Origin of the sequence: Gluconobacter sp. DsW_056 (assembly GCF_002153595.1) — a bacterium.
Lineage (GTDB): Bacteria > Pseudomonadota > Alphaproteobacteria > Acetobacterales > Acetobacteraceae > Gluconobacter > Gluconobacter albidus.
Genome location: NZ_JOPF01000027.1, coordinates 1 through 23980, shown reverse-complemented (window position 1 = coordinate 23980; position 23980 = coordinate 1). Strand labels below are relative to the sequence as shown.

Below are 23980 nucleotides of genomic sequence, written 5' to 3'. Positions count from 1 at the left end.
CAAAAATCCTTGACGTTAGTGCTTAATGAATTATGTAGCGATCAATCAACAAATTCAAGGAGCTCCTAATGTTGGCTTCGGCAACACGCAAAATTCTGGTCATCGGCGGCAGTCGTGGAATTGGGGCGGCGATCGTCGCGCGCTTTGCTGCAGAAGGCGACGACGTGTCATTCACCTGGGCTGGATCGCAGACAGCTGCGGAGGCAGTCGCGGCTCGTACTGGCGCACACGCGATCCGCAGCGACGCTTCAGACCGCGATGCGACGATTGCCCTCCTGCGCGAGATAGGGCCGCTTGATGTTTTGGTCTATAATTCCGCCCTTCTGTTGCCAGGCGACCCGCTAACGCTGGAGCCGGATGCAGTAGACCATCTGATCGACGTCAATATTCGCGGCCCTTATTTCGCATCCGTCGAAGCTGCGCGTCAGATGAGTGAGGGCGGCCGGATTATCCTGATAGGTTCTGTGCATGGAGACAGAATGCCGTTCGAAGGTCTTACGGCTTATGGAATGAGTAAATCGGCATTGCAGGGTCTTGCGCGTGGTCTGGCACGAGATTTTGGCGCGCGTGATATCACGGTTAACGTGGTGCAACCGGGTCCGACGAACACCGACATGAATCCTCATGACGGTCCCCTCGTGCAGGCGATGCATGACGAGATGGCGCTCAAACGGCACGGCACAGCAGAAGATGTGGCACACTTGGTGGCCTATCTCGTAGGTCCGCATGCGAGTGGGATCACGGGCGCCATGCACACGATTGACGGCGGGTTCGGCGCATGAATGAAGCGGTCTTATATGTGATCTATCGCGGCACACCAGCCGATCGTTTCGACCGGGTATACTATGTGGAGCGCCACCTGCCGCTGGTGAGGAATGCCTTTGGTGCCTATGGGCTTGTGTCGCTCGCAGCATTCTACCCAGCGAAGGACACTTCCGAAACTGTCGCGATCTGCGAGTGCCGCTTTACCGATTCAGCCAGTATCGAGGTCGCATTCAGCAGTCGGGAAGTTGCGGCCGTCATGGCGGATGTGCCTCGCTTTACCAATCTTGAACCACTGCGCCTGCGCGTATTGCCTCTCTGAGGTTCTGATATGAATTTTCATCACCCATGGTCGAATGCACCGCTACGCAGTATTCGCCGAGGCCATTTCTGGATACCAGGCGAGCGCGTGGTCCAATCTGGCCGCACCTATCAGCGTGCACCGATGTATGTGGAGTGGGAGGCACCCGAACACGTTACACGTCCTTACCCGATCGTTTTGATGCATGGGGGCGGGTTTCAGGGGACGGAATGGTTCGATACGCCCGATGGCCGAGCGGGATGGGCGCAGCGTCTGGTTGAAGCAGGTTATGCAGTGCTAGTGATCGACCGGCCGGGGCACGGGCGTTCGCCCCTGCATACGGACATCACCGGGGCAATGGGACCGCCGTTTTCCTATGAAGGCGGCCGTCAGATCTATTTCCCTGGTACCAATCCGCGCCATACACAATGGCCGTTTGCTGCGGATAACGAGTCGGCAATGGACGATTTTATCGCGGGTTATGGGCCATTGCCCGCTGATTTGTGCGTCTCCCAGACGATGGATGCCGACCGGACCGCAGCCCTTTTGGATAAAATTGGCCCTGCGATCCTGCTGACGCATTCTGCCTCCGGCCCGGATGGCTGGCTGGTCGCTGATCGGAGACCTGATCTCGTGCGGGGTATCGTTGCGATCGAGCCAATGGGGCCGCCTTTTGCGACCATTCCCAACATCGGACCGATGACGTGGGGCGCTGCTGCCGCGCCACTGGCGTTCGAACCGCCTGTGAGCGATGCAACGGTCCTGCAAGCTGCAGAGCCAGGTACGTATCGCCTGCCGTCTCTGGTCGGATTGCCGATCCTGATCGTGACCGCCGAGGCTAGCGACTTTGCCGCCGCAAGCCTGCCCACTGCTGCATTTTTGAATAATGCGGGGGCTTCAGCCGAGTTGATGCACCTGCCGGATTATGGCGTGCACGGCAACGGACATGGCTTGATTTACGAGAAAAACTCTGACGAAGCACTGGCTCCAGTACTGGCATGGCTTGCGCCGAACACAGAGGCGTTAGCATGAAGATAGCCTTTATCGGCCTCGGTGCGATGGGTCGTGCTATGGCCACCAATCTGGTCCGCAACGGCCATGACGTTTCCGCTTGGACTCGCTCGGGCCGCACGCTTGCAGGTGTGACCACGCTGGAAATACCGGATAAGGCCTTCGAGGGCGATGTCGTACTGACAATATTGTCAGATGATACGGCTGTTCGCTCCGTAATCGTCGATCCAGATTTGCTGTCACGCGCAAAATCAGGTGTGATCCATGTGATGATGTCCACGATTTCGGTCGCGTTTTCGCGCGAGCTGACGGCGCTGCACAACCAAGCCGGGGTGGCATTTGTGGCAAGCCCTGTTCTTGGCAGGCCGGATGTTGCGGCAGACGGCGCGTTGCAGATCCTGACGGGTGGCGATCCAACACATTTGGCCAGGCTCGTGCCCGTATTCGAGGTTTTGAGCAAACGTATTTGGCCGATGGGGGACAAACCTTGGGGAGCTCATGCGGCTAAGATTGCGTGTAATATGATGATTACCATGGCGATTGAGGCGATGGCGGAGGCAGTTGTGCTGACAGAGGCTAATGGTGTCGCACGCGAGGTATTTTTTGATCTGATCCTAAATACGCTGTTTGGCAGTCGATCTTATCAGGTCTACTCGAAGAATATCACGAACCGGGTTTACGAACCCGGCTTCCGTGCGGCTCTCGGCCTCAAGGATCTGAGGCTTGCGACAGAAGCGGGTGCTGCGACCGGTCGTGAACTGCCAATGCTGGCTGCGATCTTCGGACAGATGGGAGAAGCCATTGATGCTGGGCATGGAGAAAAGGACTGGTCGATCGTCGCGGCGCAGACATTGGGTGAGGCAGATAAGAATTCCTGAGAGATTATGGGATGCATAGTCAGGCGTATGAGCGGTAGTTAGACGGCATACAGAAAGCATGTCTGCTTTTGGAAATTCTCTACGGCGCTTTGCATGTCCGAGATGAGGGCGTAAGCAGCAGGTCCGCTTACGCCTACACGCCGAACATCAGCCGCGTTAAACGGCCATCCGGAAAGCGGGCATTAATAGAAACATTATGACAAGGTAGCGCATCGCTACAGGCTTGTGTGGGAGCCTGCCTCATTCAACAAAGAGGAATGAGCGAATTTTCTGTTCCGTCCACAACGCATATCCGACGTTTTCTGGCCTCTCCCGCAGGTGGGGCGTCTGTTCTCCTGCTGGCATCCCTGTTGGGTCTTGTCCTGGCGAATTCGTCATGGGCGTCGGGTTACGGCACCCTGATAACAACGCCCATGAAATTACCCATCTTGGGAGAGCGGGGGCCAGAAAACATTGATGCATGGGTCTCTGACGGACTCATGACCCTATTCTTTCTGGTGGTCATTCTCGAAATCAAAAAGGAAATTGTTTCCGGGCACCTCTCATCACTACGCAGCATCGCCCTTCCGCTTATCGGAGCGTTGGGGGGAATGATCGTGCCGGCCCTTACGTATCTGCTGGTAACATGCGATCATCCGGAAGCGACACGCGGCTGGGCCGTTCCTGTTGCAACGGATGCCGCGTTTACGTTGCCAATCATCCTTGCTCTTGGAAGGCATGTCTCGCCGGGAGCCAGGGCCTGGCTGATGGCGCTTGCCATTTTCGACGATGTGCTGGGGATTGTGGTGATCGCCCTATTTTATGGGAGCGCTCTGTATTGGCCGGGGCTTATCGCGGTCGTGATCGTGACTGCCGCATTGGTCGGCGCGAACAGGATTGGGATCAGAACTCTCTGGAGCTACGGCATCGGTTGCGTCCTGTTATGGGTGGCGCTTCTGGATGCCGGCCTGCACCCGACGCTTGCTGGAGTCATCACCGGCCTATGCCTTCCAGCAGTCACCTCAGGAATGGATGCCAGACAAGCTACGCCACTTGATCGGACATCTTCTGCGTTGACCCCTTTCGTTACCTGGGTCGTTCTACCGCTGTTCGGTTTCATGAACGTGGGTGTTTCACTAGCTGGCGTTCATCCGGACATGATGCTGGAGGCTGCTCCGCTCGGGATTATATTAGGACTGATTGTTGGCAAACCGGTCGGCATCTTTGGTATAACAATGCTTTCGACCCGCCTGAAGATCGCCACGCTTCCGGCTGAAACGCCGACGGGGATGCTGTTTGGGCTTTCGTTGCTATGCGGCATTGGGTTCACGATTAGTCTGTTTATCGCAAACTTGGCATTTTCCGGATCAGATCTTGTGACACCAGCTAAGATGGGCATCTTTGCTGGCTCTGTTCTGTCTGCCCTGATGGGATGGCTTTGGTTACGCTTCTTATCCCAACACAACCGGCTACCCCCCCATTCCTGACAAATTATAGTAGCTTTGTTTTTAAGCCTATATTAGGACCTGCCTCAGCGAGGCGTCTATCAAGAGTGCATAACGTTGCTCCGTGATCGGCGCAGACGGCAAGGTGTAAGGCATCACCTGCACGCAGCCCTAACGCATACTGATCAGAAAAACGCGCCGCTGCCCTGAACTGCTGTGTCGTTATGGGCAAAATCTGAAAGCTTTCAGCGGACAGACGAGTAAAGAGGGCTAACGCATTTGCACGGTCAGCAACGTTGATCTGACCGCTCCGTAGTTTGATTGAAAGTGCGGAAGAAAACTCAGTCGCGACCCAATCACTTATAAATAATTCGTCTGGATCCTGACTGGAAAGCCATGATTGCATCCGGTCTGTCTCTGCCTCGTTGGTCAGCGCGGCAACCAGAACGGACGTATCGATATAAACGCTCAATATCGTGCCTCGTCTCGCATATCCCGTACCATTTCTCGCGCGGACACAGCCTGGACTGTCATATTGGCTGTAAGCGAGCGCAGAGCGTTCAAATCAACAGGCTTGCGCTTGCATGTGACTTTGTCGATTTGTGCGACGATTTTCCCCCGACGCATAATGCGAACGGGTTCGCCCTGCATGGCCTGATCGACCAAACGACTGAGGTGGGCTTTTGCGTCCACCAAATTCACAGTTTGCACATCGAATCTCCTGACCATTAAACTAGTCACTTCATAGCACGGAGATTTATTCTAAGGTAGACAAATTAAGCGCAACCAGATCGCAGCACAAAGTTTCGTGTCCGCTTTTGTCATATCTGCGTGCATAGCCGACCTGCCGCTTCCCCCCCTAAACAGCCTGTCGGCTCATCAACAACAGAGCAGACGGGCTGTAGTCGCCCTCATCCCGGACATACAAGCCCCCATTCGCCAAGCTCCTAAGCGGACAGTCCGCAATCACCATGAGCTGATGGAGTTTCCTCCCACCCGAGTGCATTCTCCGCTCGGCTGCATAAAAGCAGCCCCTTCTGAGAACGTATCATAGAACAAGACATGTCAGATGGGGTGGAAGGCCTCCTTGCGGCATTGATGTGCCATACCGGCGGTTGATAAGCCTTCTGAAGGAGACCGCCCACCCCAACTGACAGCTAGCGGCGCGACCAGGACTGGTGGTGGAACGACAATGGGTGGTCCAGCATAAATCCACGGCCAGGCCTCCGCCGGAGCGGCAATCAGCATGGTCGCGGCGAATGCCACGGCCAGCAACTTCCATCCGATACTATCAGGCATTGTTCTGGTCCACTCTGAACACGCGAACGATTGAGGACGCCCAAACCTGCCTTTCTGCATTTTTGATACCTCTTGACACCATGCACGGAGTGCCCAGATTGAATCTGCCGGCCGCCGAAGGGGTCGGCAGACAGAACTATCAGTTTTGATCTTGTGTCCATGTTGCTCAAAGGAGGATATGGCTATGAGAGCCACCGTTGATTTTGCTCCCCTGTTCCGTTCGAGCGTGGGTTTTGACAGAATGCTCAACGCCCTTGATCTCGCCAGCCGGATTCCGGCGGTCGATAACTGGCCGCCTTACGATATCGTCAAGACCGGTGACGATGATTATCGGATCGACATGGCGGTTGCCGGACTTGCCGAGGCCGACCTTACGATCACACAGGAGCGCAATACTCTTGTCGTGACAGGACGAAAGGTACAGGAGCCGCAAAGCGCCGCCGAATATCTCCATCGGGGTATTGCGGGCAGAGAATTCGAACGCCGCTTCGATCTGGCCGAGCATATGAAAGTCACCGATGCGCACTTCGAGAACGGACTTCTGTCCATTACTCTGAAACGTGAGATACCCGAAGCGATGAAGCCGCGTCGTATCGCGATTACGTCCTCTACAGCACGTGCGGAGGAAGCCATGCCCCAGATCGAGGCGCGGAAAGAGGCAGCCTGATGGCGTGACGAAAACTCTCCCCCGGCCACTCATCCGGCCGGGGGGGGGGAATCTCGAAGGGTCATGAGCATGAAGAGGATGAAAATATCTCTGTCGTGCGCTGCTCTGGGCTTGTCTCTACTGAGCCAGTCGGGCGCACATGCTGGTGATATTGTCCGGACGACTGCAACATCGTTCGATGCAAGGGCGACTGAGGGAACGTCCACAATCCCCAAAACCGGGGCTCGCACTCATTACGAAGACGGCACGGGTGATATGCTGGTCGACAGCTTGAACGCAAGCCAGTTGGATCAGAACTACAAGGGGCCGGTCTATTATCCCGGACAACCCATTCCGCCATTCAGGCCCATCGACACAGATCATCTGGCACCGTCAGGGCCAGAGACGGGGAAGAAGACGTCCTCATCGCACGGGACGTAGCGGGGATTAAGTAAAGGCGGCGTTATAGACCGCCTTTACTTCGGTTTTTCAGGATGAAGACCGTTCAGTCTCACAGCGGGCCGCAGAATTATCTTCAAGATGCGCCTGTTCCCTGGCATCGCGCGCGACACGCGCATCCTGCTCGCGGACCAGCCAGTAGACGACACCCAGCGCCAGAACAGCCGCCGAGAGAGCGAATAGTTCCATGGCAGTCACGTCATGCAGATCCAGCAGGATGAATTTGCGGGCAATCGCCAGGAGGGCGATCAGGACGATGGTCCGCACCCGGATGACGTTCTCATGCTGGGCAAGAACGACCAGCAGGGAGTGTTTGAACTCAAGGGCGATGATAACAGTAAAGATCGCGCCAAAAATCGCCTGGAAGATCGTCTGGTTGATCGGATCGATTCCGACATAGACGACCAGATGCCATACCACGCCGATCAGATGAATCGTCGCGATGGCGGTGACCAGCATGATGAGCGCAATCAGGGTCAGAATGATCGCCTGTTCAAAACGCTCGTAGAATGTCAGGCCCCTGAACAGCTTGATGAAGCGGGACCAGTCCCTGCTCTGCCAGGAACGTTTCATGGAGAGGTCTTCCATAGCCGTTTTCCCATCTATTAATTGCGTTATAGTTCCCACGCCCTGGGTCTGGTTTTTCTTTTAGAGCAGTTCCACTGATCCAGAGTTAAAAGGACTGGTCGAACCGCTTGGATCCCTCGGATGTGGATGCGAACTCCCCTGCGGATTGAATCAGTCTCTGGAAGGGCTAATGGCCCTTCCGGCTTACATCCGGTGCCAGCATGGCAGACAACAGGACAATATTCTGGCATGATCTCGCACGGCCTTTGGCAAGGCCAATGTCAGTTGATTTTCGAGGTCTCCCAACGACTAGCCCAAGGCCTTGGCCATGTGCGTGCGGTCAGCGACAGGCAGGAGTTTTCGGACCACGGCGTTGGTCGGGTCGTCGCTTCCGGGTCTGGCGCGGTTCTCCAGCGAGATACCAGGTGGTAAATCAGATGGTCAGCCGCCCGATGCATGAGGCCGCCGTATCCGCGGTCTTTTTCCTCGTAGCTGAGATAGTGGGCAAGCAGGACCGCCAGTTCTGTGCTGATCTGAACGGTCGGAAGCGACATAATTTTGTTCGGCCTGTCCGTATGAAGAGTCATGGTGCACTCCTCAGGCCGGACCGCGTGTCACCCGATGTCAGAGCCGTCGCATCCAGAGGACTGACGCTCAAGCCAGAAACAGTGGCGGTGACGTCGATATGCACGGATCCGAACAGATGCAGGAGGGCGGCCTGAGGCGTATAGGCGCCCTTGACGGCTGCCGAGGGCCTGCCGTCCATAAGGATCGGGTCGATTAGGACCGGGCACCCGGTCTGCCGGCTCAATATCTCTATGGCGCGGGCCAGTGGCATGGATGGAATGTTTACCGGCTGCTTTTCTGTCTCGCACGACAGCATACCCTGCGGTGCATGAGCTGATGTCGGCGAGACCATTCCGACCAGCAGCATGAGGATGAGACCGACAGCGACATGTGGCCTCTCCCGCTGCCGAAGGTGCCGAGGTTGCTTGGCTGTCTGTTCCGCTCGCTCCGTCTTTCCCGCGGAGTGCGACCAAACTGGCCGCATTGTCCCCCGTGAACGGGGCACGGGGGGATGGTTATTCCAATAGTGCTGAAGCGCCTTCAGGTTGAGAAAATGAATAAAACTCGACATCTCCCTGTTCTCGCTGCTTTTGATTTCATCTGCAGAAACGCGGGACCTCCGATGGAAGGCCCCGCTCCACCCTCTCATTCGTGCGGTCGTTCCAGAAAAGATGGCGCTTCCGCTCGGAGAAGGCGTTTCTGATCTACCCGGCGCGGTTGTGCCTTACGCCGCGATCGGAACTGGCGGTGCGGCTCTTGCCCGCATGGGGACACGGAACGCGAGATCAGAAGCCAGAGGATCACACCCGGCAGGGGTGACCGTGCCCGCCTGGACCAGGCATTCCAGCGTAGAGCGAAGTCTGATCCCCGGTATACCGGTATGGGCCACCAGAGACGTCAGCATCACGCCACGTCCGTCATGACCGAGGCGGCGGAGCACGGAGAGGACACGCGGAGCTAGCGGATCGTCTCCAAAAAGGGGGCGCGTTACCATGATACGCCTCCCTCCAGTCGGTTGCGCCATCTCCGGGCGGCTGTGCGCAAGGAGCGGCGATAGCGGGAATAAAGTCCTTTCAGTGTCGACATCCACATCCTCCGATTAAAGCAACATGGACTTCAGTTGTCTGGCTCACAGAGCCTATGCCGGACCCGATGGCGTCCAGCGAAAGAAAAATTGGAAGAGATGCTTGCCTCGTCAAGAGGGCACGAAATGCAGATGGAGGGATCGAAGAACCGTTGATTGATGTGCTTGGCCCGTGATTTCTGGGTTTTGGCAATCTGATTGACGGTTCTTTGGGGCGTTTTCTGTTTGTGTTTTGAACGGATTAGGGGCTGTCCCCTGCTGGATGACTACGCGCTCGCGCTGATTCGCTCCAGGAAGAGAAGACGGCGCATATTATAGACGATATTGGCGAGCCCGATCCTCATGGTGGCCCGGGTGATACCGACAGTTCGGATCAGCAGTCCCGTCTGTGATTTCTGATCGGCAAAGACATGCTCGACACGAGATCGGATCACAGACTTTCCGGCATTCGATTTCTGGATATGCCGGGGCATAGGTTTGAGATGCGGCTTTTTCCTGTGAACCTTGGAGACAAAGCCCTGCTTTTCCATGAAGTCTTCGTTGGCTTTGGAGCGATAGGCCGTGTCTGCCCAGACGCTTGAGGCCGTATTGGTTTTATCCAGCAGCCCCTCTCTCAATCGCGCGCCATCGCTGGCAACGGCATCCGTCGTCTTCCATTTCCGGATGAACCGATACTTCCGGTCGATGGAGACGTGATCTTGTACCGAGAGCGCAAGCAATTTTTCCGGTTTCAGGAGTTCTTTTCGATCCGATTGGAACGACGTCCTGCTCTACTGTTTTCTCCGACAGTATAGCGCTCCAGAGTGATAGCTTTTGCTTCACAGAGGGTGATGCTGTTTCCCTCCCTGTCGCGCACTTCATAAGGCTTTCCTCGTTTGAGAACGCTGAAGATCCGGTTCACAATACGATTGGCAACGGCACATAAAGCCTGTTTGTGATGATGACCTTTCGCCGTCATCAGCCTCCAATAAAGTTCTGCCAGTTCAGGATCTGTTTTTCGTGCCGTATCAGCAGCAAGATAAAGTGCATGTTTGATGCGGTTATTGCCACCCTGGATCAGGGTCTGGCCCGCTCGCTCCACACCACCACTATCAGCCCTCCTGGGAAACAGGCCACAGAACCACCGTAAATGTTTTTCGGAATGAAACCGCTCAATGTTCTGCAAGATACCGATCAGGGTTGGCGCGAGATGACGGCCGACACCCGGAACACTGAGCAGAAGAGCCTGTGGGTCGAGGTGTTTATAGAGATCTGCAATATGCTGCTCAAAATCTTCAACTGGTTGGATTTTCTTCAGAACATTCTCAATTCCCGTCGCGATTTGGAATTGTAGTTCCGAAAAATCAATGTGTGTCCCATGAAGGTCTTGAGCGTATTGCGCCGCTTCACGTAACCCTGTGATCAGCGTTTCCACAAAGGGCCCACTGCGCGGATGGTTCCCTCCCGCATGAGCTCCAACATATTTGGCGAATGTCGTACGACGCGCCTTCAAAACATCCGAGGGGTGAAACCATTTCTGCAACAGGGCCAAAGAGAGCCGTGTTCCTAAGTCGGGCAAGACTGCTTCAAGCCTGGGGGATGCCCAACGAATGAGATCAAGCAGGCGCCGCCTGGCATCCGCGATCTCGTTCTGAAAGCGGCTTCTCTGTTTGATTAGACGTTGAAGAGCGTGGCTTTGCGGATCCGGAATGTGGACTGGATCAAGACGTGGTCCACCAAATGACGGTATGGCCGCCAGGATCTGGGCATCAGCCATATCCGTTTTGGCGTGTTCGGAAAGGTAACGGCGTAGAGCCTTGACCCGTTTTCCCTTGACACGATCCACGGTGACGCCAGCATCTGCAAGATGGTGGGCAACAGGAAACCAGCTCATGCCGGTTGGCTCCATGATGGCCTGAATGTGGTCATCCGCTCTCAGCCCCATCACGGCTGTCTGAACAAAAGCGGCGAGTGAGGGCTGATCGTGCCTGAAACGAATTGCACGGCCATTAGGGCGGCCATCGTCATAGATCTGAGCGAGGTGATCTCCGCGAATGGCCAGATCAATACCAATGATACGGAATGTCATGGTCGGTCCTTTCTGGTGAGGGAACCAACGCTACGGTCACAGTCAGGTGTGTCATTCGTGGCCGATCAACTTCACTCAAAGCAGACGCCACAATCTTGTTACTCTTGCCCCGTCAGCGCGGCCGGACCGGGTTCATGCTTCACAAAAGACGAGACGATCGGCGGATCTCTCAGGGACTTCAGCCCCGAACCGGCCTGGTTCGCTCTGAGAGTATAGACCCGGTTCCCGGCATGCTGGGAACCGGGTCTGATCCACAACCACGTCTCCGAAGCCTGCGCTTCTCCGACTTTCTCCATGGCATCAAACCCGGCCCCGCTATCGATACCTGGGATTTGTAGCCAAAGAACGGGATGGCGAGATCGCTGGATGGCATGGTTCCATCATCCTGCCGCTTCGCCTTCGTGAACTTCAGCGTCCAGCGCGCATGGCGATCCTTGTGCGACAGCTTGGACGGCTTGTCCTGCCAGTCTTCGGGGGTACGTCCTGCCCGGAGATCTACCTTCTCGGCATTAGTATTGCGCTGCTTTGGAGCAGCCACCAGCGTTGCATCCAGGATCTGACCCGACATCGGCAGATAGCCTGCGTTCCGCAGGGTCGCATCAAAGCGCTCAAACAGTCTTTCAATGGCCCCCGCCTGTGTCAGGCGTTCACGGAACAGCCAGATTGTTTTGGCATCAGGCACCCGATCTGAAAGCCCCAGACCAAGGAAACGCATGAACGACAGCCGGTCGTTGATGAGATATTCCGTCCGTTCATCAGACAGATTGTTCAGCGTCTGGATCACCAGGATCTTGAACATCAGCACCGGATCAAATGGCCGTCGCCCGCCTTTGCTTCCATCTGAATAGGCCAGGGCCTTCTCCAGATCAGGGCAGAACGCTTCAAGCTGATCACCAAGCCCGCTCAATCGCGCAAGCCGCTCTTCAACGTCAAAGAAACCAGCCTGCTTCATCTTCTCCCTCAATCAATGCAGGAGAAATGGAATCACAGAGACAGACTCAAAACCAGAGGGTTTTTCGAACCCTCCAGGTAGCCCTGACGATTGGCTTCTGGCTTCGCGGGGGCGGGACGATACGATAGAATAGTCCTAACCACCCTCCATCTGCCATCCAGAGCGGGGTATTCCCCCACTATTGAGCTTTCTAAAATTAATTAGGCAAAACAATGCGAAGCCAGTCACCTTGGAATGCACGTCTCCCAGACGGAACCGGATCGTCAGCAGAGCGTCTAGCCGACGTGCTGGGATCAGACATACTCCATGGTATTTTGTCTGTTGGCGATCGACTGCCAGCACACCGTGACCTCGCGTGGCGTCTGGGCATCGGCATTGGATCCGTTACGCGCGCTTATGCCATTCTTGAAAGACGCGGATTAGTGCGGGCCGAGCATGGGCGTGGATCTTTCGTTGCAGCACGGGCGGATGATCGGTCGATTTTGCTGGATATGTCCACCAATATGCCCCCGCCCATGTTTAGTGACCGAGCACTCGCTCGCACCCTGTCACGTCTGGCCCGTACCGTCGACGCCGCCCTTTTTAACGTTTATCCACCTGTTGCTGGACATATCGAACACCGTCGAATTATGGCGCACTGGCTGACAGGTTGCGGTATCGAAATCGATCCGGAAAATCTGTTACTGACTGGTGGAGCGCAACAGGCACTCAGCGTGGCGTTCACCGTCGCGCGCCCACATGTGGGCAGCATTATAACCGAAGAGGTGACCTACCCCGGCATGCTGGACACAGTGCGTCGCGGAGGAAAAACCTTGCAAAGTATTGCCATGGATGCGCGCGGGATGATGCCTGATGGGCTGGAAGCCGCCTTATCGTCACCCCAAACTGGACGGGCATTAGTGTATGTAACGCCCACCCTGCATAATCCAACCACCGCTTGCATGGATAGCGATCGAGTACATGCCATTGCCCAGTTATGCCGCCGGTTCGATGCTCTGGTCATCGAAGATGGTGTCTATGCTGGACAGAGCAAGCTAAACCACACTCTCGCGGCGCTCATTCCGGAACGGACTTTTCATGTTTCCAGTCTGTCAAAAATCATCAGTCCAGGTTTGCGCATAGGCGCGCTTGCCCCCCCAGCTGCATTCGCAGCGCAGACACTTCCAGTACTGCTTGCATCATCCCTGATGATCGCTCCCCTGTCCTATGCGATGATGGCTCAGTGGTTGAGCGATGGAACGGCTAGCAGCGTCCGTCAATCTTTACGTGCCGAAGCCGCAAGACGACGGAATCTTGCCCGTAATATATTGGGCAAACGCATGACAGAACCGGGTGGAGACGGCTTTCACCTTTGGCTGCCCATGGATGCATCCACAGCAGAAAACGTCGCTGAAAACGCAAAGGCACTCGGTGTTTCAATCGCACCACCGAGCGCTTTTGCCAGTTGCGACACCCTTCAAACAACAGGCGTAAGGCTCGCCCTGGGTGCCGTATCCTTCAAAAATCTGACCGTAGCGCTGACGCGCATACGTCAGGCATGCGAACTAGTAGAAAGAAAAGTGTCACGCGACACTATAGTCTTAGGCTGAAAGTGTCACTCCGCGTTAGTCTGACAAGAACAGTCAGGCGGCGGAGAGAAAGCATGTCAGACCTATCAACAAATGTCCTTACTATCATTGCCGAAATCTACATCCGACCTGAACACAAAGATGCCGTCCTCGGCGCAGTTGCGGCATGCGTTATCGCGTCGCGTTTAGAGCCGTCCAATATCTCCTATGACTGCAAGCGTGACCAAAACAACCCGCAGCATCTCGTGTTTATCGAACAGTGGGAGAGTCTCGACGCGCTTCTAATTCATGAGCAGACGGCACATTTCCTGGCCATGAAAGAGACGTTTACGGCAGGACTGGAAAGACCACTGACGGTCACATTGCTTGAGCCGTGTCCCCGGATGGCCTGACGATGGCAAAATACGTCTATATCATCGGAACGCGAGACACCAAGGACGCAGAACTCCGTTATCTGCAAACCAAATTGTCGGAACGTGGTGTGCTCTCCAGAGTTGTCGATGTCTCCACAGGACACAATTGCACCGGTGTCATTCAAGCCACCGATGTCGTGGCATGGGACGTCGCATCATGCCACCCGCGTGGGCCCGATGCCGTATTCGGGAATGTCAGAGGTCCAGCAATTGCAGGAATGTCTGACGCGTTGTTGCACTATCTCTCCTCGCGCCCTGATGTGGCAGGAGTACTGGCACTAGGGGGGTCTGGAGGCAGCGCACTGGTAGCACCTGCTTTGCAGGCAATGCCCATCGGTATTCCAAAAATTCTTGTGTCCACCGTGGCATCTGGAAACGTTGCGCCTTATGTTGGTGGATCCGATATAGCAATGCTGTATTCCGTGGTCGATATGCAAGGGCTGAACCGTGTGTCGCGGCGAGTGCTCGAAAACGCAGCGAATGCCATGGCCGGTATGGTGCGTTCTGCGACGCATGAACCCGAAGACCAACGCCCTGCGATTGGCTTGACGATGTTTGGTGTAACGACACCCTGCGTCACACACCTGACTGATACCTTGCATCATCAGTTTGACTGTTTGGTGTTTCACGCCACCGGCACGGGTGGTCGTTCGATGGAACAGCTTATTGATCGTGGAGTCATACGCGGTGTAATTGACGTTACAACAACGGAATTCTGCGACCTCATTGCGAATGGTATTTTTCCTTGTGGAGAAGACCGGCTCGGCGCAGTTGAACGCACTAAAGTGCCTTATGTCGGCAGTTGCGGTGGTCTCGACATGGTCAATTTCGCTGCCCGAGATACGGTTCCACAAAATTATAGAAATCGTGTTCTGGTAGAGCATAACCCACACATCACACTGATGCGTACATCAGCCGAAGAATGTCGTCAGATGGGGCAAATGATTGCCGAACGCCTGAATCACTGCGAAGGCCCCGTCGCATTCTTTATACCGGAAGGCGGCTTTTCTTTACTTGATGCGGCTGGAGAGGTCTTTTTCGATCCCGAAGCCGATGAAGCATTCGTCGCGGCGTTATCAGGGATGCTGCGCGAAAGCGCAAGGCGAAGGCTGATACGCCTGCCATATGCGCTCAATGATTCTGCTTTTGCTCAGGCAATGGCGGACGAATTTCAGACAATGTTCAAGGAGACCGAATTCAATGCCTAGCATTGCACGCGAAACTATTCTTGGTCGTTTGCGCGGCCTTATCGCAGAAGGGCGCCCCATCGTTGGGGGCGGAGCAGGAACAGGTCTTTCCGCCAAATGTGAGGCGGAGGGCGGCATCGATCTGATCGTCATTTATAACTCCGGTCGTTACCGCATGGCTGGACGCGGTTCACTTGCGGGCTTGCTTGCTTATGGCAACGCCAATCAGATCGTTATGGAGATGGCACGTGAGGTGCTGCCAGTTGTCCCAAACACGCCAGTACTTGCCGGCGTGAATGGTACCGATCCATTTGTGGACTTTGATGTATTCCTCGACGAAATACGCAGGGTGGGTTTTTCTGGTATACAAAACTTCCCGACAGTCGGGCTGATTGACGGTACATTCCGAAAAAACCTTGAAGAAACCGGCATGAGCTATGCTATGGAAGTGGATGTCGTCGCTCGGGCCCGCAAGAAAGATTTGCTCACGACCCCTTATATCTTCGACCCAGAGCAAGCTGTCAGCATGACAAAAGCGGGCGCGGATGTTCTGGTTGCCCACATGGGCCTGACAACTGGTGGCAATATTGGTGCAGAAACAGCATTCACACTGGACGACTGTATAACGCTGATCAACCAGATGACGGATGCTGCCAAAAGTGTGAGAGACGACGTCATCGTTCTTTGCCATGGCGGACCGATTGCAATGCCTGAAGATGCCCAGAAAGTCCTCAAGGCTTGCCCTGATTGCCATGGATTTTATGGTGCATCGAGTATGGAACGGTTGCCAACCGAACGCGCGCTGGTCGAACAGACACAATTGTTTAAATCTATGACGCGCTAGTATTCTTCCTGAAGGGCATGTTAGGAAATAGTAATGTCTTAAACATGCCTTTCTTTTTCCTTCCGTACATTTGAAAAATTCCATGAATAGCCATATAAATCAGGAGCATAGACATGATAGGAAGCGATATCAGTGATGCTATGCTCCGGCCCCAGTCTCGGGAACAGATCCCCGACGATGAAGAGATCGCCAGTCAGCGTCACGGCTGGTAGTGTGTATGACACAAGGCGATCTCATGAAACCATTACCAGCCCTGATACATGGTAGATCATACCTCCCAAAAAGAATGTAGTGTTATGGCGCCTCGCATCAGCAAAGATGCCATCACCCGAAATGAAACTCTGTAGGCCTACGGCTATCCCGGACGGGCCAAGGGGAACGATGGAACACCCATCAGACGGGCCGTCTCATAAGCCTAAGCACCCTTAATGCCCTCTCCGCGTTGACAGGGTAAATTGTACAACAGAGCCACACAACAGGAGAAATGTCATGCCCCTCGACGTCGCCAGTGCCATTCTGCAACGCCGCGCTACCAAAGTCTTCGATCCCGACCACCGCATGACGGACGCTGAACTCGACACACTGCTCGGTCTCGCCCGCCGTATGCCAACGGCGTTCAACATCCAGAATTGGCGCTTCGTCGCCGTGACCGATCCAGAACTGCGCACCAAGATCCGCGCCGTCGCATGGGATCAAGCTCAGGTTACCGACTCTTCCGTGCTTCTGGTTCTCTGCGCTGACATCAAGGCGTGGGAGAAATCCACCACGCGCTACTGGGAAAACGCCTCCACCGAAGTGCAGCAATTCATGACCGGCGCGATCGATCAGTATTATCGTGGACGCGAACAGGTCCAGCGCGACGAAGGCATGCGCTCGTGCGGTATGGCAGCGGCAGCCATCATGCTACAGGCCGAAAGCATGGGCTACGGCACATGCCCGATGGACGGTTTCGACTTCGACGCAGTGGGCAAGCTGATCAATCTTCCCGAGGACCATGAAATCGTCATGTTCGTCGCGGTCGGTAAATGTGCCAAGTCCCCTCACCCGACCGGCGGCATCCTTCCGACAGACGAGATCATTTTCAGGAACACGTTCTGAGCCGCCACTCGCCTCAAAAGTTGCCAGAAGGCCGCCCGTGACAAACGCTACCGCTCACACGACATTCCGCCTGACACCGGCGATAACCGGACTGTTCGCCGGGGTGTGCGGCCTGACGGTCGCGAACATCTACTACGCGCAGGCTCTGATCGGCCCCATCACGAGTGCACTGGCCATTTCCTCCACATGGGCGGGAAGTATCGTCACGCTGACCCAACTCGGCTACGGGGCTGGGTTGGTCCTGATCGTGCCGCTCTGCGACCAGTCCGAAAACCGTCGTCTGATCCTCCTGACGATTGCCGGGCTTGTCGTCAGTCTGATCGGAGCGGCGCTCAGCACCTCAGTCGCGACATTCATGCTGTTTTCCGTCACCATCGGTCTGTGTTCCGTGGGGTCGCAGATTCTGCTGCCGCTCGCCACGCATTTCGTGGAACCCGGTCAACGTGGCAGAACGATCGGCAATATCATGGGCGGCCTGCTGTCGGGGATCATGCTCTCGCGGCCCGTCGCAAACGCTATGGCGGCCGCGTTCGGCTGGCGAGCCGTGTTCTGGGTCTCTGCTGTCGTCATGATGCTCGCGGGTCTTGGGCTGGCGCGCGTTCTGCCCGTTCAGGCCCCAACCCGCCGCATGTCTTACGGAAGCCTCTTGCGGTCGATCATGCATCTTCTGGTCCAATACAGGACGTTAAGGGTTCGCATCGCCTGTCATGGTCTCGTCTTCGCTGTCTTCAACATGTTCTGGACCGCCATTCCGCTTTTGCTTCATGCCCAGTTCGGCTTTAGCCAGGGCAAGATTGCCCTCTTCGCACTCGCGGGAGCAGGCGGCGCACTGGCCGCTCCTCTCGCAGGACGCTTGGCTGACGCCGGACTGACCCGTCCGGCGACACTGAGCGCAATCGCACTCGTAGGCGCAACGTCTCTCACCTCGGGCTGGGCCGTCGCTGCAGGTTGGATTATCGTCCTCGCGGTACTTGCGCTGCTGCTGGATGGTGGGGTGCAAACCAATCAGGTCATCAGCCAGCGCGTGGTTTACAGTCTCAACGACACTGCGCGCGGACGCCTGAATGCTGCTTATATGGGCGGTGTGTTCGTCTGCGGTGCGCTCGGATCGTCTGGCGGGGCCGCACTCTACAGCATTGCAGGTTGGTGGGGCTTTGCGAGCGCAGGAACGCTCATGTGCCTTGCCTCCCTCGCGCTCTTTGCCGCCACGAATGGTAGGCATGCCGCCTCATGAACCCTGCTCCATTCTCTCCGTCCCTGATCTGGTTTAAAATGCACGAACAGATAGAAATTCAAGACTAGTCTGCTTACCGGCGTCGACCTTCTTGATGCATTCGTTCAGCGTATGCGTCGAACAATCTACCTTGGTAGTACTCGATCTAAGTGATATCGGCTGAATTTTATTATCGCTGTCCTCGTTCGGCTATCAAATTCAGAGTTCCAGAAGGACAAATTACTGGAGAATTTCATTAAATTCCAGAACGTTTCCGTCTGGATCACGAATAAAACAGACGACGCGTCTGTCGTGTCCCATATGCACGGGGCCTTCTGTGATCGTAATCCGTTCCTGTTCCAGCCAGGGAACAAAATCTACCATACTTTCGATAATAAATGCCGCATGTGTGTATCCTGGATATTTGACAGGAACATCCATCAGAACATTACCAGCCGGGTCTGACACACCATTAAAAATAAGATGAATACGAAGCCCGGATGGGTGATGTAGACCACAGGCTTTCACCGCTGGAGCGTATTCTTCTGGATCACGGATGAAGCCAAATTTGGCATAAAACCGTTCGGAAACGGCGAGATCCGTCACACGAATGCCTACATGATCTAGACTCAGATGAGAGAAGTTCATTGCGCCTCTCCTGTTTTCAAATCCGCTACAATATTCGCGAATGGAACAAATCCCTCTAGGCTTTCCGTGCGCTGCAACCATCTACTAATGGCCTTGTATTCTGATAGATCAACATTTCCTTCCGGAGCTCTCGCGACATAACTGTAAAGCGCGACATCCGCGATTGTCGGTTCTTGGGTTCCTGCGATCCAGGTCCGGCCCTGCAAGGTTTGTTCGATCACTTTGAGTGTGTCGTGAGCACGCTGGATGACCTCTTCCAGATTGAAGGGGGCGCCAAAGACTGTCACAAGACGCGCAGCACAGCATCCATATGTGATTTTTCCTGCCGCAACAGACAGCCAACGTTGAATTTCCGCCTCTGTTACTAGGTCCTCTGGCAGCCAATGAGATGGCCCCATTTTTCGCGCGACATAAACAAGGATGGCATTGGAATCCGCAATGATAGTCCCGTCATCATCTAGAACGGGAATTTCTCCAAAGGCGTTCAGCCTTAAAAATTCCGGAGTTCTCTGCTCACCCGCGGCAAGGTCGACAAGCGTCAATTCGTGAGGCAAGCCGACAAGAGAGAGAAAGAGGTGCGCCCGATGCGCATGCCCCGAAAGGGGATGATAATAGAGCTTCATGGGGAACTCCCGAAAAAAACGGTTGAACAGATACGTTGTCTTCTCACGCAACAAAGCGTGCGATAATCTACCAAAAGCGCACTTCATTATTACGTTTTGTGGCTATAATTTGTTGATTACAGGAGAGAGATCTGATCGACCTTCCGGCATTGCGGATCTTTATGGCCGTGGCCGATCACGCCAGTTTTGTCGGAGCATCCCGAAAGCTGGGTCTTTCCGCAACAACGGTAACACGGACGGTGAGAAGCCTCGAGACAGCTCTCGGAATCTCCTTATTCAACCGTACAACCCGCTCTGTACATCTGACCACTGAAGGCGTGGTGTTTCTGGCTCGGTGTCGGGCAGCGATTTTCGACCTAGATGGTGCGATTGCTATAGCGCAAGGTGCGAGGACTGCTCCCCAAGGAGTATTGTCGATTACCGCCCCCGTTATTTTTGGACGGGTACACGTCCTTCCCGTTGTCACAGAACTTTTAAAAGCCTGGCCGCAATTGAACATCAGGCTTTTTTTGACAGACCGGGTTGTTCATCTTGTGGAAGAAGGAGTTGATCTCGCCATCCGGATTGCGCCTCCACAAGACAGCGCCCTGAAGATGCAGAAAATCGGAGAGGTCCAGAAAATTTTTGTTGCCAGCCCAGCTTATCTGAAGAAACACGGAGAGCCACAGGTCTTTGAGGATCTCGCAACGCATAGCCTCATTGAGGTTAATGAATATGCAGCGGGATATTCTGAGTGGCGACAGGGCGGGAAATCTGGTTTTTCGATAAAAGTCTCGCCCCGGCTTTTCGTGAACAGTGTCGATGCGGCTCTCACAGCCGCCACCGAAGATCTAGGCATCGTCACGGCATTATCCTACCAAACTCACCAATTTGTTGAAAATGGGCAGCTTCGAAGAATTTTGACTGACACCCCCGCCTCAGTACTTCCGGTCTTCATCCTGTTCCCTGCCAAAGAACGTCAGTCCGTAAATGTTCGAACGTTTGTTTCCGCGATGAAAGACAGGTTTATGGCAAAAAGGTCTCTCAAAGCACACCTCACATAGAAGAAGGGTCCCCTGCAAACAGCCGCTACCATTTTTATGCATTGTGCGGCTTTACGTTTGAGCTTCATTCCATCGAGTAACTGCAAAGCTTTTTGAGCTCTAAAGCGGCAGACTACCCTGGTTCAGGGAGAGCTCGCACAAGACGCAGAAAAGCGCCGGTCAAAATCTTTGGCGATTGCTGCAAGAGTGACCTCGCCTAGTTGAGCAATCAGAAGCGCCTCAGCTTTTTCGAGTGCGCTCGTCATTGACGCATTTACGGCCTGCTCGACGAGGCAATCGGGCGCCGGGTCGGCCAGGCCAATTGCGAAAATACGTGGCTGCCCCACGGCTTTGTAGACATCAAGCATCGAGATACTTTCCAGCGGCTTCAGAAGCGTCCACCCGCCAGCGTGCCCCTTGATGGAACGAACGAACCCCACATCCCGCAGGCCTGCCATCGTACGCCGAATAACAACCGGATTGGTATGCAGCATTTCCGCTGCTTCACCGGAGGTGATGGGCCCATTCGCGCGATCCATATGGATCAGCAAATGCATCATTCTCGATAATCGCCCGTCCAGTTGCATCGCCTGCCCTTTAGGCTCTTCTATCATGTCACATCAAGAGTTGCAAAAAGCTGATATGCATATATGTAACTTCAGACATTACATATGAAGTTGAATAGGATTTAACCATGTATGATGTGATCGTGATAGGCGGCAGCTTTGCCGGACAAGCGGCAGCTATTCAGCTGGCACGGGCTCGCATGAGCGTTTTGCTGATCGATGCTGGCTTACCGCGAAACCGCTTCGCAGACGCGTCTCATGGTTTCCTCGGCCAGGACGGCAAAGCGCCGAACACCATTATGCGTGAAGCCACTGCACAATTACGGCGATATCCAACTGCGCAGATCTTGCAGAACGACGCGCAGAAGGTGGCACGGAATGGCAAGACGTTTACTGTGTCTCTAGCCAACGGAGCAAAATTTCAGGCGAAGCGGCTGATACTCGCTACTGGCGTTTCCGATACTTTGCCCGATATCCCTGGTGTAGCGGAACGATGGGGCAAGACCGTTCTTCATTGTCCTTATTGCCACGGATATGAGGTCCGCAATCATCAGCTTGGAATTATCGCCACAAACCCAATGTCAATCCATCAGGCAACATTAATACCCGATTGGGGGCCAACAACTTACTTCACTCAGGGAATTTACGAGCCTGATCCAGAGCAGGCAATGTTGCTTAACAAGCGCGGCGTCGTGATCGAACGTACTCCAATCATTTCTCTCATCGGAGATGCTCCTGGTTTGGATGCCGTGAAGCTGGCGGATGGACGGCTCATTGAAGTCGCAGCTGTGTTCACGGTACCGAAAACCAGACCTGCCAGCCCGATTGCCGAGGATCTGGGCTGTATTCTGGAAAACGGACCTACCGGTCCGTTCATCAAGGTCGATACCTGGGGCGCAACCTCTGTGTCCGGGGTCTATGTAGCTGGGGATGCGGCTAGCCCGATGCATAATGCAACGGTCGCAGCAGCGTCGGGTGTCCTGGCAGGTATAGCGGCGCACCAATCTTTAGCCAGGGCGTGATCACGCGGTAACGCAATCCGCTGCTTGTCATCGAATGCTCAGTTTTCTTTTCCATGCCCGAGCCGATGGCCAGGTCGGAACCCATAGGAGCGGGCTTGCCATGCGATCAGGAAGCTTACAGCAGCGAGTGCCATCACAATCCAGGGGAATGACAGAGCTCCCCACGTTTCCAGCAACACACCACCCAACAGGCCACCGCCGGCTATGGCGCTGTTCCAGACGACGACATTCATCGATAACGCAACATCTGTACCCTCCCCGGCTGCATCAGCCAGAGCCGTCTGGAGCAACGTCGCGGCCCCTCCGAAAGTCAGACCCCATATCGTAACGCCAATCATGATCACCGCAGGCGATGCTGATCCAATTGCAAAAAAAACTGCAACAGCAGCGAATATTGCCAGACTGACCAGAACAGAAAGCCGGAGGGCATGATCGACCGTGCAACTGGTGAGCCAGATGCCTGCAAGGGCAGCAAGGCCAAAAAGCAGGAGGATGCGGTCCGCCTCTCCTGCCAGCCCTGCCGGTGTAATGAACGGTACGATATAAGTGTAGAGAACGTTATGCGCGAGCATCCATGTTACCACGACGCCCAGAACAGATCGCACCCCCGGTGTTCGCAGGACATGACCGAACGGCTGGCGCTCATGATGTGCAAGGCCTGGAAAATCAGGAACCTTCGCCAGAACCCAGACAATTAACAGCAAGGTGGCACCCGACATGATCCAGAAGGCCAGTCTCCATCCCACAGCCGCGCCCAGCCAAGTGCCCGCCGGAACACCTACAGAAAGCGCGATCGGCGTGCCAACCATGGCGATAGCCAGAGCACGTCCTTGCTGAGCGGGTGTCACCATTCTGCGTGCATAGCCGGCCAGCAGGGCCCAGGCGAGCCCTGCCGCTGCACCCGCGCCATATCGCGCCACGAGGGTCAGGTCATAATCCGTCGAGAATGCTGTGATGGAGTTAAAAACTACAAAACCAATGATCGCCAGCAGTAGAACCCGCCTTCTCCGCCAGCGCTGTGTGGCCAATGTTAGCGGGATCGCAGCACTCAGGGAGCCCAAGGCGTAAGCCGTGACCATCTGCCCTGCCAAGGCGGGGGAAACATGCAGCCCAGCCCCGATCTCAGGCAGCAAACCTGCAGGAAGAGTTTCAGTCATAATGCAGATGAAGCCAGTCATCGCCAAGGCGAGTAAGCCGGCCATAGGTAATCTGTCATCGGGACTTCTGCGAAGGGGTATCGTCTTGGAGGTCATGCGGCTCTCATATATGGATCGAATGATCTATATATGAGAGCGTAAATTCTTGGCAATTACTTCTGGATCACTTAATATGAAAATCTTTCAAAAGGAGCAATACCATGGCGCGAACAGGGCGTCCCCGGGAGTTTGACAGGGACAAAGCACTCAATGCCGCCATGACGCTTTTCTGGGCGCAGGGCTACGAACCGACCTCCCTGACACAGCTCAAATCCTGCATGGGCAATATTTCGCCGGCAAGTTTCTATGCCGCGTTCGGCTCGAAGGAAGCCTTGTTTCGCGAAGTCGTGCAGCATTATCTGGCGACCTACGGACAGGTGATGTCGCCCTTATGGGACGAAAACCTGATACCGCGGGATGCGATTGAACGGACTTTGCGCGGTTCAGCGCGTATGCAGGCGACCCGGACGCATCCCTGTGGCTGTCTGGTCGTCTCGGGCGCCAGTAACTGTTCGCCCGAAAACGAAGCCGTTCAGGCCCTTCTCGCTGCAGAGCGCCAGCG

General features: G+C 55.1%; 27 protein-coding genes and 2 pseudogenes. 16 read left to right on the top strand and 13 right to left on the bottom strand.

Going from position 1 to position 23980, the window contains the following annotated elements:
* Nucleotides 1-68: 68 nt before the first annotated feature.
* From bdcA to nhaA, 5 genes are all read left to right on the top strand, one after another.
* Nucleotides 69-782, top strand: a complete 714-nt coding sequence (gene bdcA, locus HK22_RS14355) for an SDR family oxidoreductase (RefSeq protein ID WP_077804086.1) — start codon at nucleotides 69-71, stop codon at nucleotides 780-782.
* Nucleotides 779-1084 (top strand): EthD family reductase, encoded by a 306-nt coding sequence (locus HK22_RS14350; protein ID WP_077804085.1) that lies wholly within the window; start codon nucleotides 779-781, stop codon nucleotides 1082-1084. The genes bdcA and HK22_RS14350 overlap by 4 nt, the downstream gene beginning before the upstream one ends.
* An 87-nt stretch (nucleotides 1085-1171) precedes the next feature.
* The gene (locus HK22_RS14345) at nucleotides 1172-2095 is read left to right on the top strand and encodes an alpha/beta hydrolase (RefSeq protein ID WP_198945561.1); all 924 of its coding nucleotides are present in this window, start codon (nucleotides 1172-1174) and stop codon (nucleotides 2093-2095) included.
* Nucleotides 2092-2952 (top strand): NAD(P)-dependent oxidoreductase, encoded by an 861-nt coding sequence (locus HK22_RS14340; protein WP_077804083.1) that lies wholly within the window; start codon nucleotides 2092-2094, stop codon nucleotides 2950-2952. Before HK22_RS14345 ends, HK22_RS14340 begins: the two co-directional genes overlap by 4 nt.
* Before the next feature lie 257 nt (nucleotides 2953-3209).
* On the top strand, nucleotides 3210-4418 hold the full coding sequence (gene nhaA, locus HK22_RS14335) for a Na+/H+ antiporter NhaA (protein WP_077804082.1): 1209 nt from the start codon (nucleotides 3210-3212) through the stop codon (nucleotides 4416-4418).
* Nucleotides 4419-4422: 4 nt separating this feature from the next.
* On the opposite strand, the gene HK22_RS14330 is transcribed toward nhaA, so the two are convergent.
* Nucleotides 4423-4848 carry a type II toxin-antitoxin system VapC family toxin gene (locus HK22_RS14330; RefSeq protein ID WP_077804081.1) on the bottom strand — a complete coding sequence of 142 codons (426 nt, stop codon included), beginning with the start codon at nucleotides 4846-4848 and terminating at the stop codon, nucleotides 4423-4425.
* The gene (locus tag HK22_RS14325; RefSeq protein WP_207728951.1) at nucleotides 4845-5105 is read right to left on the bottom strand and encodes a type II toxin-antitoxin system Phd/YefM family antitoxin; all 261 of its coding nucleotides are present in this window, start codon (nucleotides 5103-5105) and stop codon (nucleotides 4845-4847) included. The genes HK22_RS14330 and HK22_RS14325 overlap by 4 nt, the downstream gene beginning before the upstream one ends.
* 754 nt (nucleotides 5106-5859) lie before the next feature.
* Here HK22_RS14325 and HK22_RS14315 point away from each other — a divergent pair.
* Nucleotides 5860-6342, top strand: coding sequence for an Hsp20 family protein (locus HK22_RS14315; protein WP_086649767.1), 483 nt, complete (start codon nucleotides 5860-5862; stop codon nucleotides 6340-6342).
* A 78-nt stretch (nucleotides 6343-6420) separates the two neighbouring features.
* Nucleotides 6421-6762, top strand: a complete 342-nt coding sequence (locus HK22_RS14310) for a hypothetical protein (RefSeq protein ID WP_143412438.1) — start codon at nucleotides 6421-6423, stop codon at nucleotides 6760-6762.
* Nucleotides 6763-6810: 48 nt separating this feature from the next.
* On the opposite strand, the gene HK22_RS14305 is transcribed toward HK22_RS14310, so the two are convergent.
* From HK22_RS14305 to HK22_RS14275, 7 genes and pseudogenes are all read right to left on the bottom strand, one after another.
* On the bottom strand, nucleotides 6811-7368 hold the full coding sequence (locus HK22_RS14305) for a phosphate-starvation-inducible PsiE family protein (RefSeq protein ID WP_086649765.1): 558 nt from the start codon (nucleotides 7366-7368) through the stop codon (nucleotides 6811-6813).
* 260 nt (nucleotides 7369-7628) lie between these two features.
* The gene (locus HK22_RS14300) at nucleotides 7629-7934 is read right to left on the bottom strand and encodes a hypothetical protein (protein WP_233142707.1); all 306 of its coding nucleotides are present in this window, start codon (nucleotides 7932-7934) and stop codon (nucleotides 7629-7631) included.
* On the bottom strand, nucleotides 7931-8281 hold the full coding sequence (locus HK22_RS15380; RefSeq protein WP_233142705.1) for a hypothetical protein: 351 nt from the start codon (nucleotides 8279-8281) through the stop codon (nucleotides 7931-7933). Before HK22_RS15380 ends, HK22_RS14300 begins: the two co-directional genes overlap by 4 nt.
* A gap of 357 nt (nucleotides 8282-8638) precedes the next feature.
* Nucleotides 8639-8908 carry a hypothetical protein gene (locus HK22_RS14290; protein ID WP_077804075.1) on the bottom strand — a complete coding sequence of 90 codons (270 nt, stop codon included), beginning with the start codon at nucleotides 8906-8908 and terminating at the stop codon, nucleotides 8639-8641.
* Between the two features lie 356 nt (nucleotides 8909-9264).
* Nucleotides 9265-9699, bottom strand: a pseudogene (locus HK22_RS14285) (transposase); the annotation flags it as partial.
* Between the two features lie 29 nt (nucleotides 9700-9728).
* Nucleotides 9729-11066: an IS110 family transposase gene (locus HK22_RS14280; RefSeq protein WP_086649763.1), complete on the bottom strand. Its 1338-nt coding sequence runs from the start codon at nucleotides 11064-11066 to the stop codon at nucleotides 9729-9731.
* Nucleotides 11067-11382: 316 nt separating this feature from the next.
* A pseudogene (locus tag HK22_RS14275) lies at nucleotides 11383-12018 on the bottom strand (transposase); the annotation flags it as partial.
* Nucleotides 12019-12230: 212 nt separating this feature from the next.
* On the opposite strand from HK22_RS14275, the gene HK22_RS14270 reads away from it, so the two are divergent.
* The 6 genes from HK22_RS14270 to HK22_RS14245 all read left to right on the top strand — a co-directional run bounded on the left by HK22_RS14270 (nucleotide 12231) and on the right by HK22_RS14245 (nucleotide 18362).
* A complete protein-coding gene (locus HK22_RS14270; RefSeq protein ID WP_077804073.1) occupies nucleotides 12231-13607 on the top strand; it encodes a PLP-dependent aminotransferase family protein in 1377 nt (458 codons plus the stop codon).
* 53 nt (nucleotides 13608-13660) lie between these two features.
* Nucleotides 13661-13978, top strand: a complete 318-nt coding sequence (locus HK22_RS14265; RefSeq protein ID WP_077804072.1) for a putative quinol monooxygenase — start codon at nucleotides 13661-13663, stop codon at nucleotides 13976-13978.
* A 2-nt stretch (nucleotides 13979-13980) separates the two neighbouring features.
* Nucleotides 13981-15207, top strand: coding sequence for a Tm-1-like ATP-binding domain-containing protein (locus HK22_RS14260; protein WP_077804071.1), 1227 nt, complete (start codon nucleotides 13981-13983; stop codon nucleotides 15205-15207).
* Nucleotides 15200-16030 (top strand): phosphoenolpyruvate hydrolase family protein, encoded by an 831-nt coding sequence (locus HK22_RS14255; RefSeq protein ID WP_077804070.1) that lies wholly within the window; start codon nucleotides 15200-15202, stop codon nucleotides 16028-16030. The genes HK22_RS14260 and HK22_RS14255 overlap by 8 nt, the downstream gene beginning before the upstream one ends.
* Nucleotides 16031-16519: 489 nt before the next feature.
* Nucleotides 16520-17128 (top strand): nitroreductase family protein, encoded by a 609-nt coding sequence (locus HK22_RS14250; RefSeq protein WP_077804069.1) that lies wholly within the window; start codon nucleotides 16520-16522, stop codon nucleotides 17126-17128.
* Between the two features lie 37 nt (nucleotides 17129-17165).
* Complete coding sequence (locus tag HK22_RS14245; protein ID WP_233142704.1) at nucleotides 17166-18362, top strand: MFS transporter; 1197 nt, start codon at nucleotides 17166-17168, stop codon at nucleotides 18360-18362.
* A gap of 219 nt (nucleotides 18363-18581) precedes the next feature.
* Here HK22_RS14245 and HK22_RS14240 read toward each other — a convergent pair whose 3' ends face one another.
* Together HK22_RS14240 and HK22_RS14235 are read right to left on the bottom strand one after the other, a co-directional pair.
* On the bottom strand, nucleotides 18582-18989 hold the full coding sequence (locus HK22_RS14240) for a VOC family protein (protein ID WP_086649761.1): 408 nt from the start codon (nucleotides 18987-18989) through the stop codon (nucleotides 18582-18584).
* Nucleotides 18986-19612 (bottom strand): glutathione S-transferase family protein, encoded by a 627-nt coding sequence (locus HK22_RS14235; protein WP_086649769.1) that lies wholly within the window; start codon nucleotides 19610-19612, stop codon nucleotides 18986-18988. The genes HK22_RS14240 and HK22_RS14235 overlap by 4 nt, the downstream gene beginning before the upstream one ends.
* Before the next feature lie 149 nt (nucleotides 19613-19761).
* Here HK22_RS14235 and HK22_RS14230 point away from each other — a divergent pair, with 149 nt between their 5' ends.
* A complete protein-coding gene (locus tag HK22_RS14230) occupies nucleotides 19762-20655 on the top strand; it encodes a LysR family transcriptional regulator (protein WP_255376062.1) in 894 nt (297 codons plus the stop codon).
* A 122-nt stretch (nucleotides 20656-20777) separates the two neighbouring features.
* Here the strand turns inward: HK22_RS14230 and HK22_RS14225 are convergent, their stop codons facing one another.
* Entirely contained in the window at nucleotides 20778-21248 is a 471-nt protein-coding gene (locus tag HK22_RS14225; RefSeq protein ID WP_233142702.1) for an Rrf2 family transcriptional regulator, read from the bottom strand.
* An 80-nt stretch (nucleotides 21249-21328) separates the two neighbouring features.
* Between HK22_RS14225 and HK22_RS14220 the strand changes: the two genes are divergently transcribed.
* The gene (locus tag HK22_RS14220; protein ID WP_077804067.1) at nucleotides 21329-22222 is read left to right on the top strand and encodes an NAD(P)/FAD-dependent oxidoreductase; all 894 of its coding nucleotides are present in this window, start codon (nucleotides 21329-21331) and stop codon (nucleotides 22220-22222) included.
* Nucleotides 22223-22260: 38 nt separating this feature from the next.
* On the opposite strand, the gene HK22_RS14215 is transcribed toward HK22_RS14220, so the two are convergent.
* Entirely contained in the window at nucleotides 22261-23475 is a 1215-nt protein-coding gene (locus HK22_RS14215; protein WP_063904058.1) for an MFS transporter, read from the bottom strand.
* A gap of 104 nt (nucleotides 23476-23579) precedes the next feature.
* On the opposite strand from HK22_RS14215, the gene HK22_RS14210 reads away from it, so the two are divergent.
* On the top strand, nucleotides 23580-23980 hold a 401-nt coding region (locus HK22_RS14210; protein WP_143412437.1), incomplete at its 3' end, for a TetR/AcrR family transcriptional regulator.

Excerpts from the sequence above, each read along its gene's own strand:
- bdcA (WP_077804086.1), top strand. The coding sequence starts at position 69 with ATGTTGGCTTCGGCAACACGCAAAATTCTGGTCATCGGCGGCAGTCGT.
- HK22_RS14350 (WP_077804085.1), top strand. The coding sequence starts at position 779 with ATGAATGAAGCGGTCTTATATGTGATCTATCGCGGCACACCAGCCGAT.
- HK22_RS14340 (WP_077804083.1), top strand. The coding sequence starts at position 2,092 with ATGAAGATAGCCTTTATCGGCCTCGGTGCGATGGGTCGTGCTATGGCC.
- nhaA (WP_077804082.1), top strand. The coding sequence starts at position 3,210 with ATGAGCGAATTTTCTGTTCCGTCCACAACGCATATCCGACGTTTTCTG.
- HK22_RS14325 (WP_207728951.1), bottom strand. The coding sequence starts at position 5,105 with ATGGTCAGGAGATTCGATGTGCAAACTGTGAATTTGGTGGACGCAAAA.
- HK22_RS14315 (WP_086649767.1), top strand. The coding sequence starts at position 5,860 with ATGAGAGCCACCGTTGATTTTGCTCCCCTGTTCCGTTCGAGCGTGGGT.
- HK22_RS14310 (WP_143412438.1), top strand. The coding sequence starts at position 6,421 with ATGAAAATATCTCTGTCGTGCGCTGCTCTGGGCTTGTCTCTACTGAGC.
- HK22_RS14305 (WP_086649765.1), bottom strand. The coding sequence starts at position 7,368 with ATGGAAGACCTCTCCATGAAACGTTCCTGGCAGAGCAGGGACTGGTCC.
- HK22_RS14300 (WP_233142707.1), bottom strand. The coding sequence starts at position 7,934 with ATGACTCTTCATACGGACAGGCCGAACAAAATTATGTCGCTTCCGACC.
- HK22_RS15380 (WP_233142705.1), bottom strand. The coding sequence starts at position 8,281 with ATGCTGCTGGTCGGAATGGTCTCGCCGACATCAGCTCATGCACCGCAG.
- HK22_RS14290 (WP_077804075.1), bottom strand. The coding sequence starts at position 8,908 with ATGGTAACGCGCCCCCTTTTTGGAGACGATCCGCTAGCTCCGCGTGTC.
- HK22_RS14280 (WP_086649763.1), bottom strand. The coding sequence starts at position 11,066 with ATGACATTCCGTATCATTGGTATTGATCTGGCCATTCGCGGAGATCAC.
- HK22_RS14270 (WP_077804073.1), top strand. The coding sequence starts at position 12,231 with ATGCGAAGCCAGTCACCTTGGAATGCACGTCTCCCAGACGGAACCGGA.
- HK22_RS14265 (WP_077804072.1), top strand. The coding sequence starts at position 13,661 with ATGTCAGACCTATCAACAAATGTCCTTACTATCATTGCCGAAATCTAC.
- HK22_RS14260 (WP_077804071.1), top strand. The coding sequence starts at position 13,981 with ATGGCAAAATACGTCTATATCATCGGAACGCGAGACACCAAGGACGCA.
- HK22_RS14255 (WP_077804070.1), top strand. The coding sequence starts at position 15,200 with ATGCCTAGCATTGCACGCGAAACTATTCTTGGTCGTTTGCGCGGCCTT.
- HK22_RS14250 (WP_077804069.1), top strand. The coding sequence starts at position 16,520 with ATGCCCCTCGACGTCGCCAGTGCCATTCTGCAACGCCGCGCTACCAAA.
- HK22_RS14240 (WP_086649761.1), bottom strand. The coding sequence starts at position 18,989 with ATGAACTTCTCTCATCTGAGTCTAGATCATGTAGGCATTCGTGTGACG.
- HK22_RS14235 (WP_086649769.1), bottom strand. The coding sequence starts at position 19,612 with ATGAAGCTCTATTATCATCCCCTTTCGGGGCATGCGCATCGGGCGCAC.
- HK22_RS14225 (WP_233142702.1), bottom strand. The coding sequence starts at position 21,248 with ATGATAGAAGAGCCTAAAGGGCAGGCGATGCAACTGGACGGGCGATTA.
- HK22_RS14220 (WP_077804067.1), top strand. The coding sequence starts at position 21,329 with ATGTATGATGTGATCGTGATAGGCGGCAGCTTTGCCGGACAAGCGGCA.
- HK22_RS14215 (WP_063904058.1), bottom strand. The coding sequence starts at position 23,475 with ATGACCTCCAAGACGATACCCCTTCGCAGAAGTCCCGATGACAGATTA.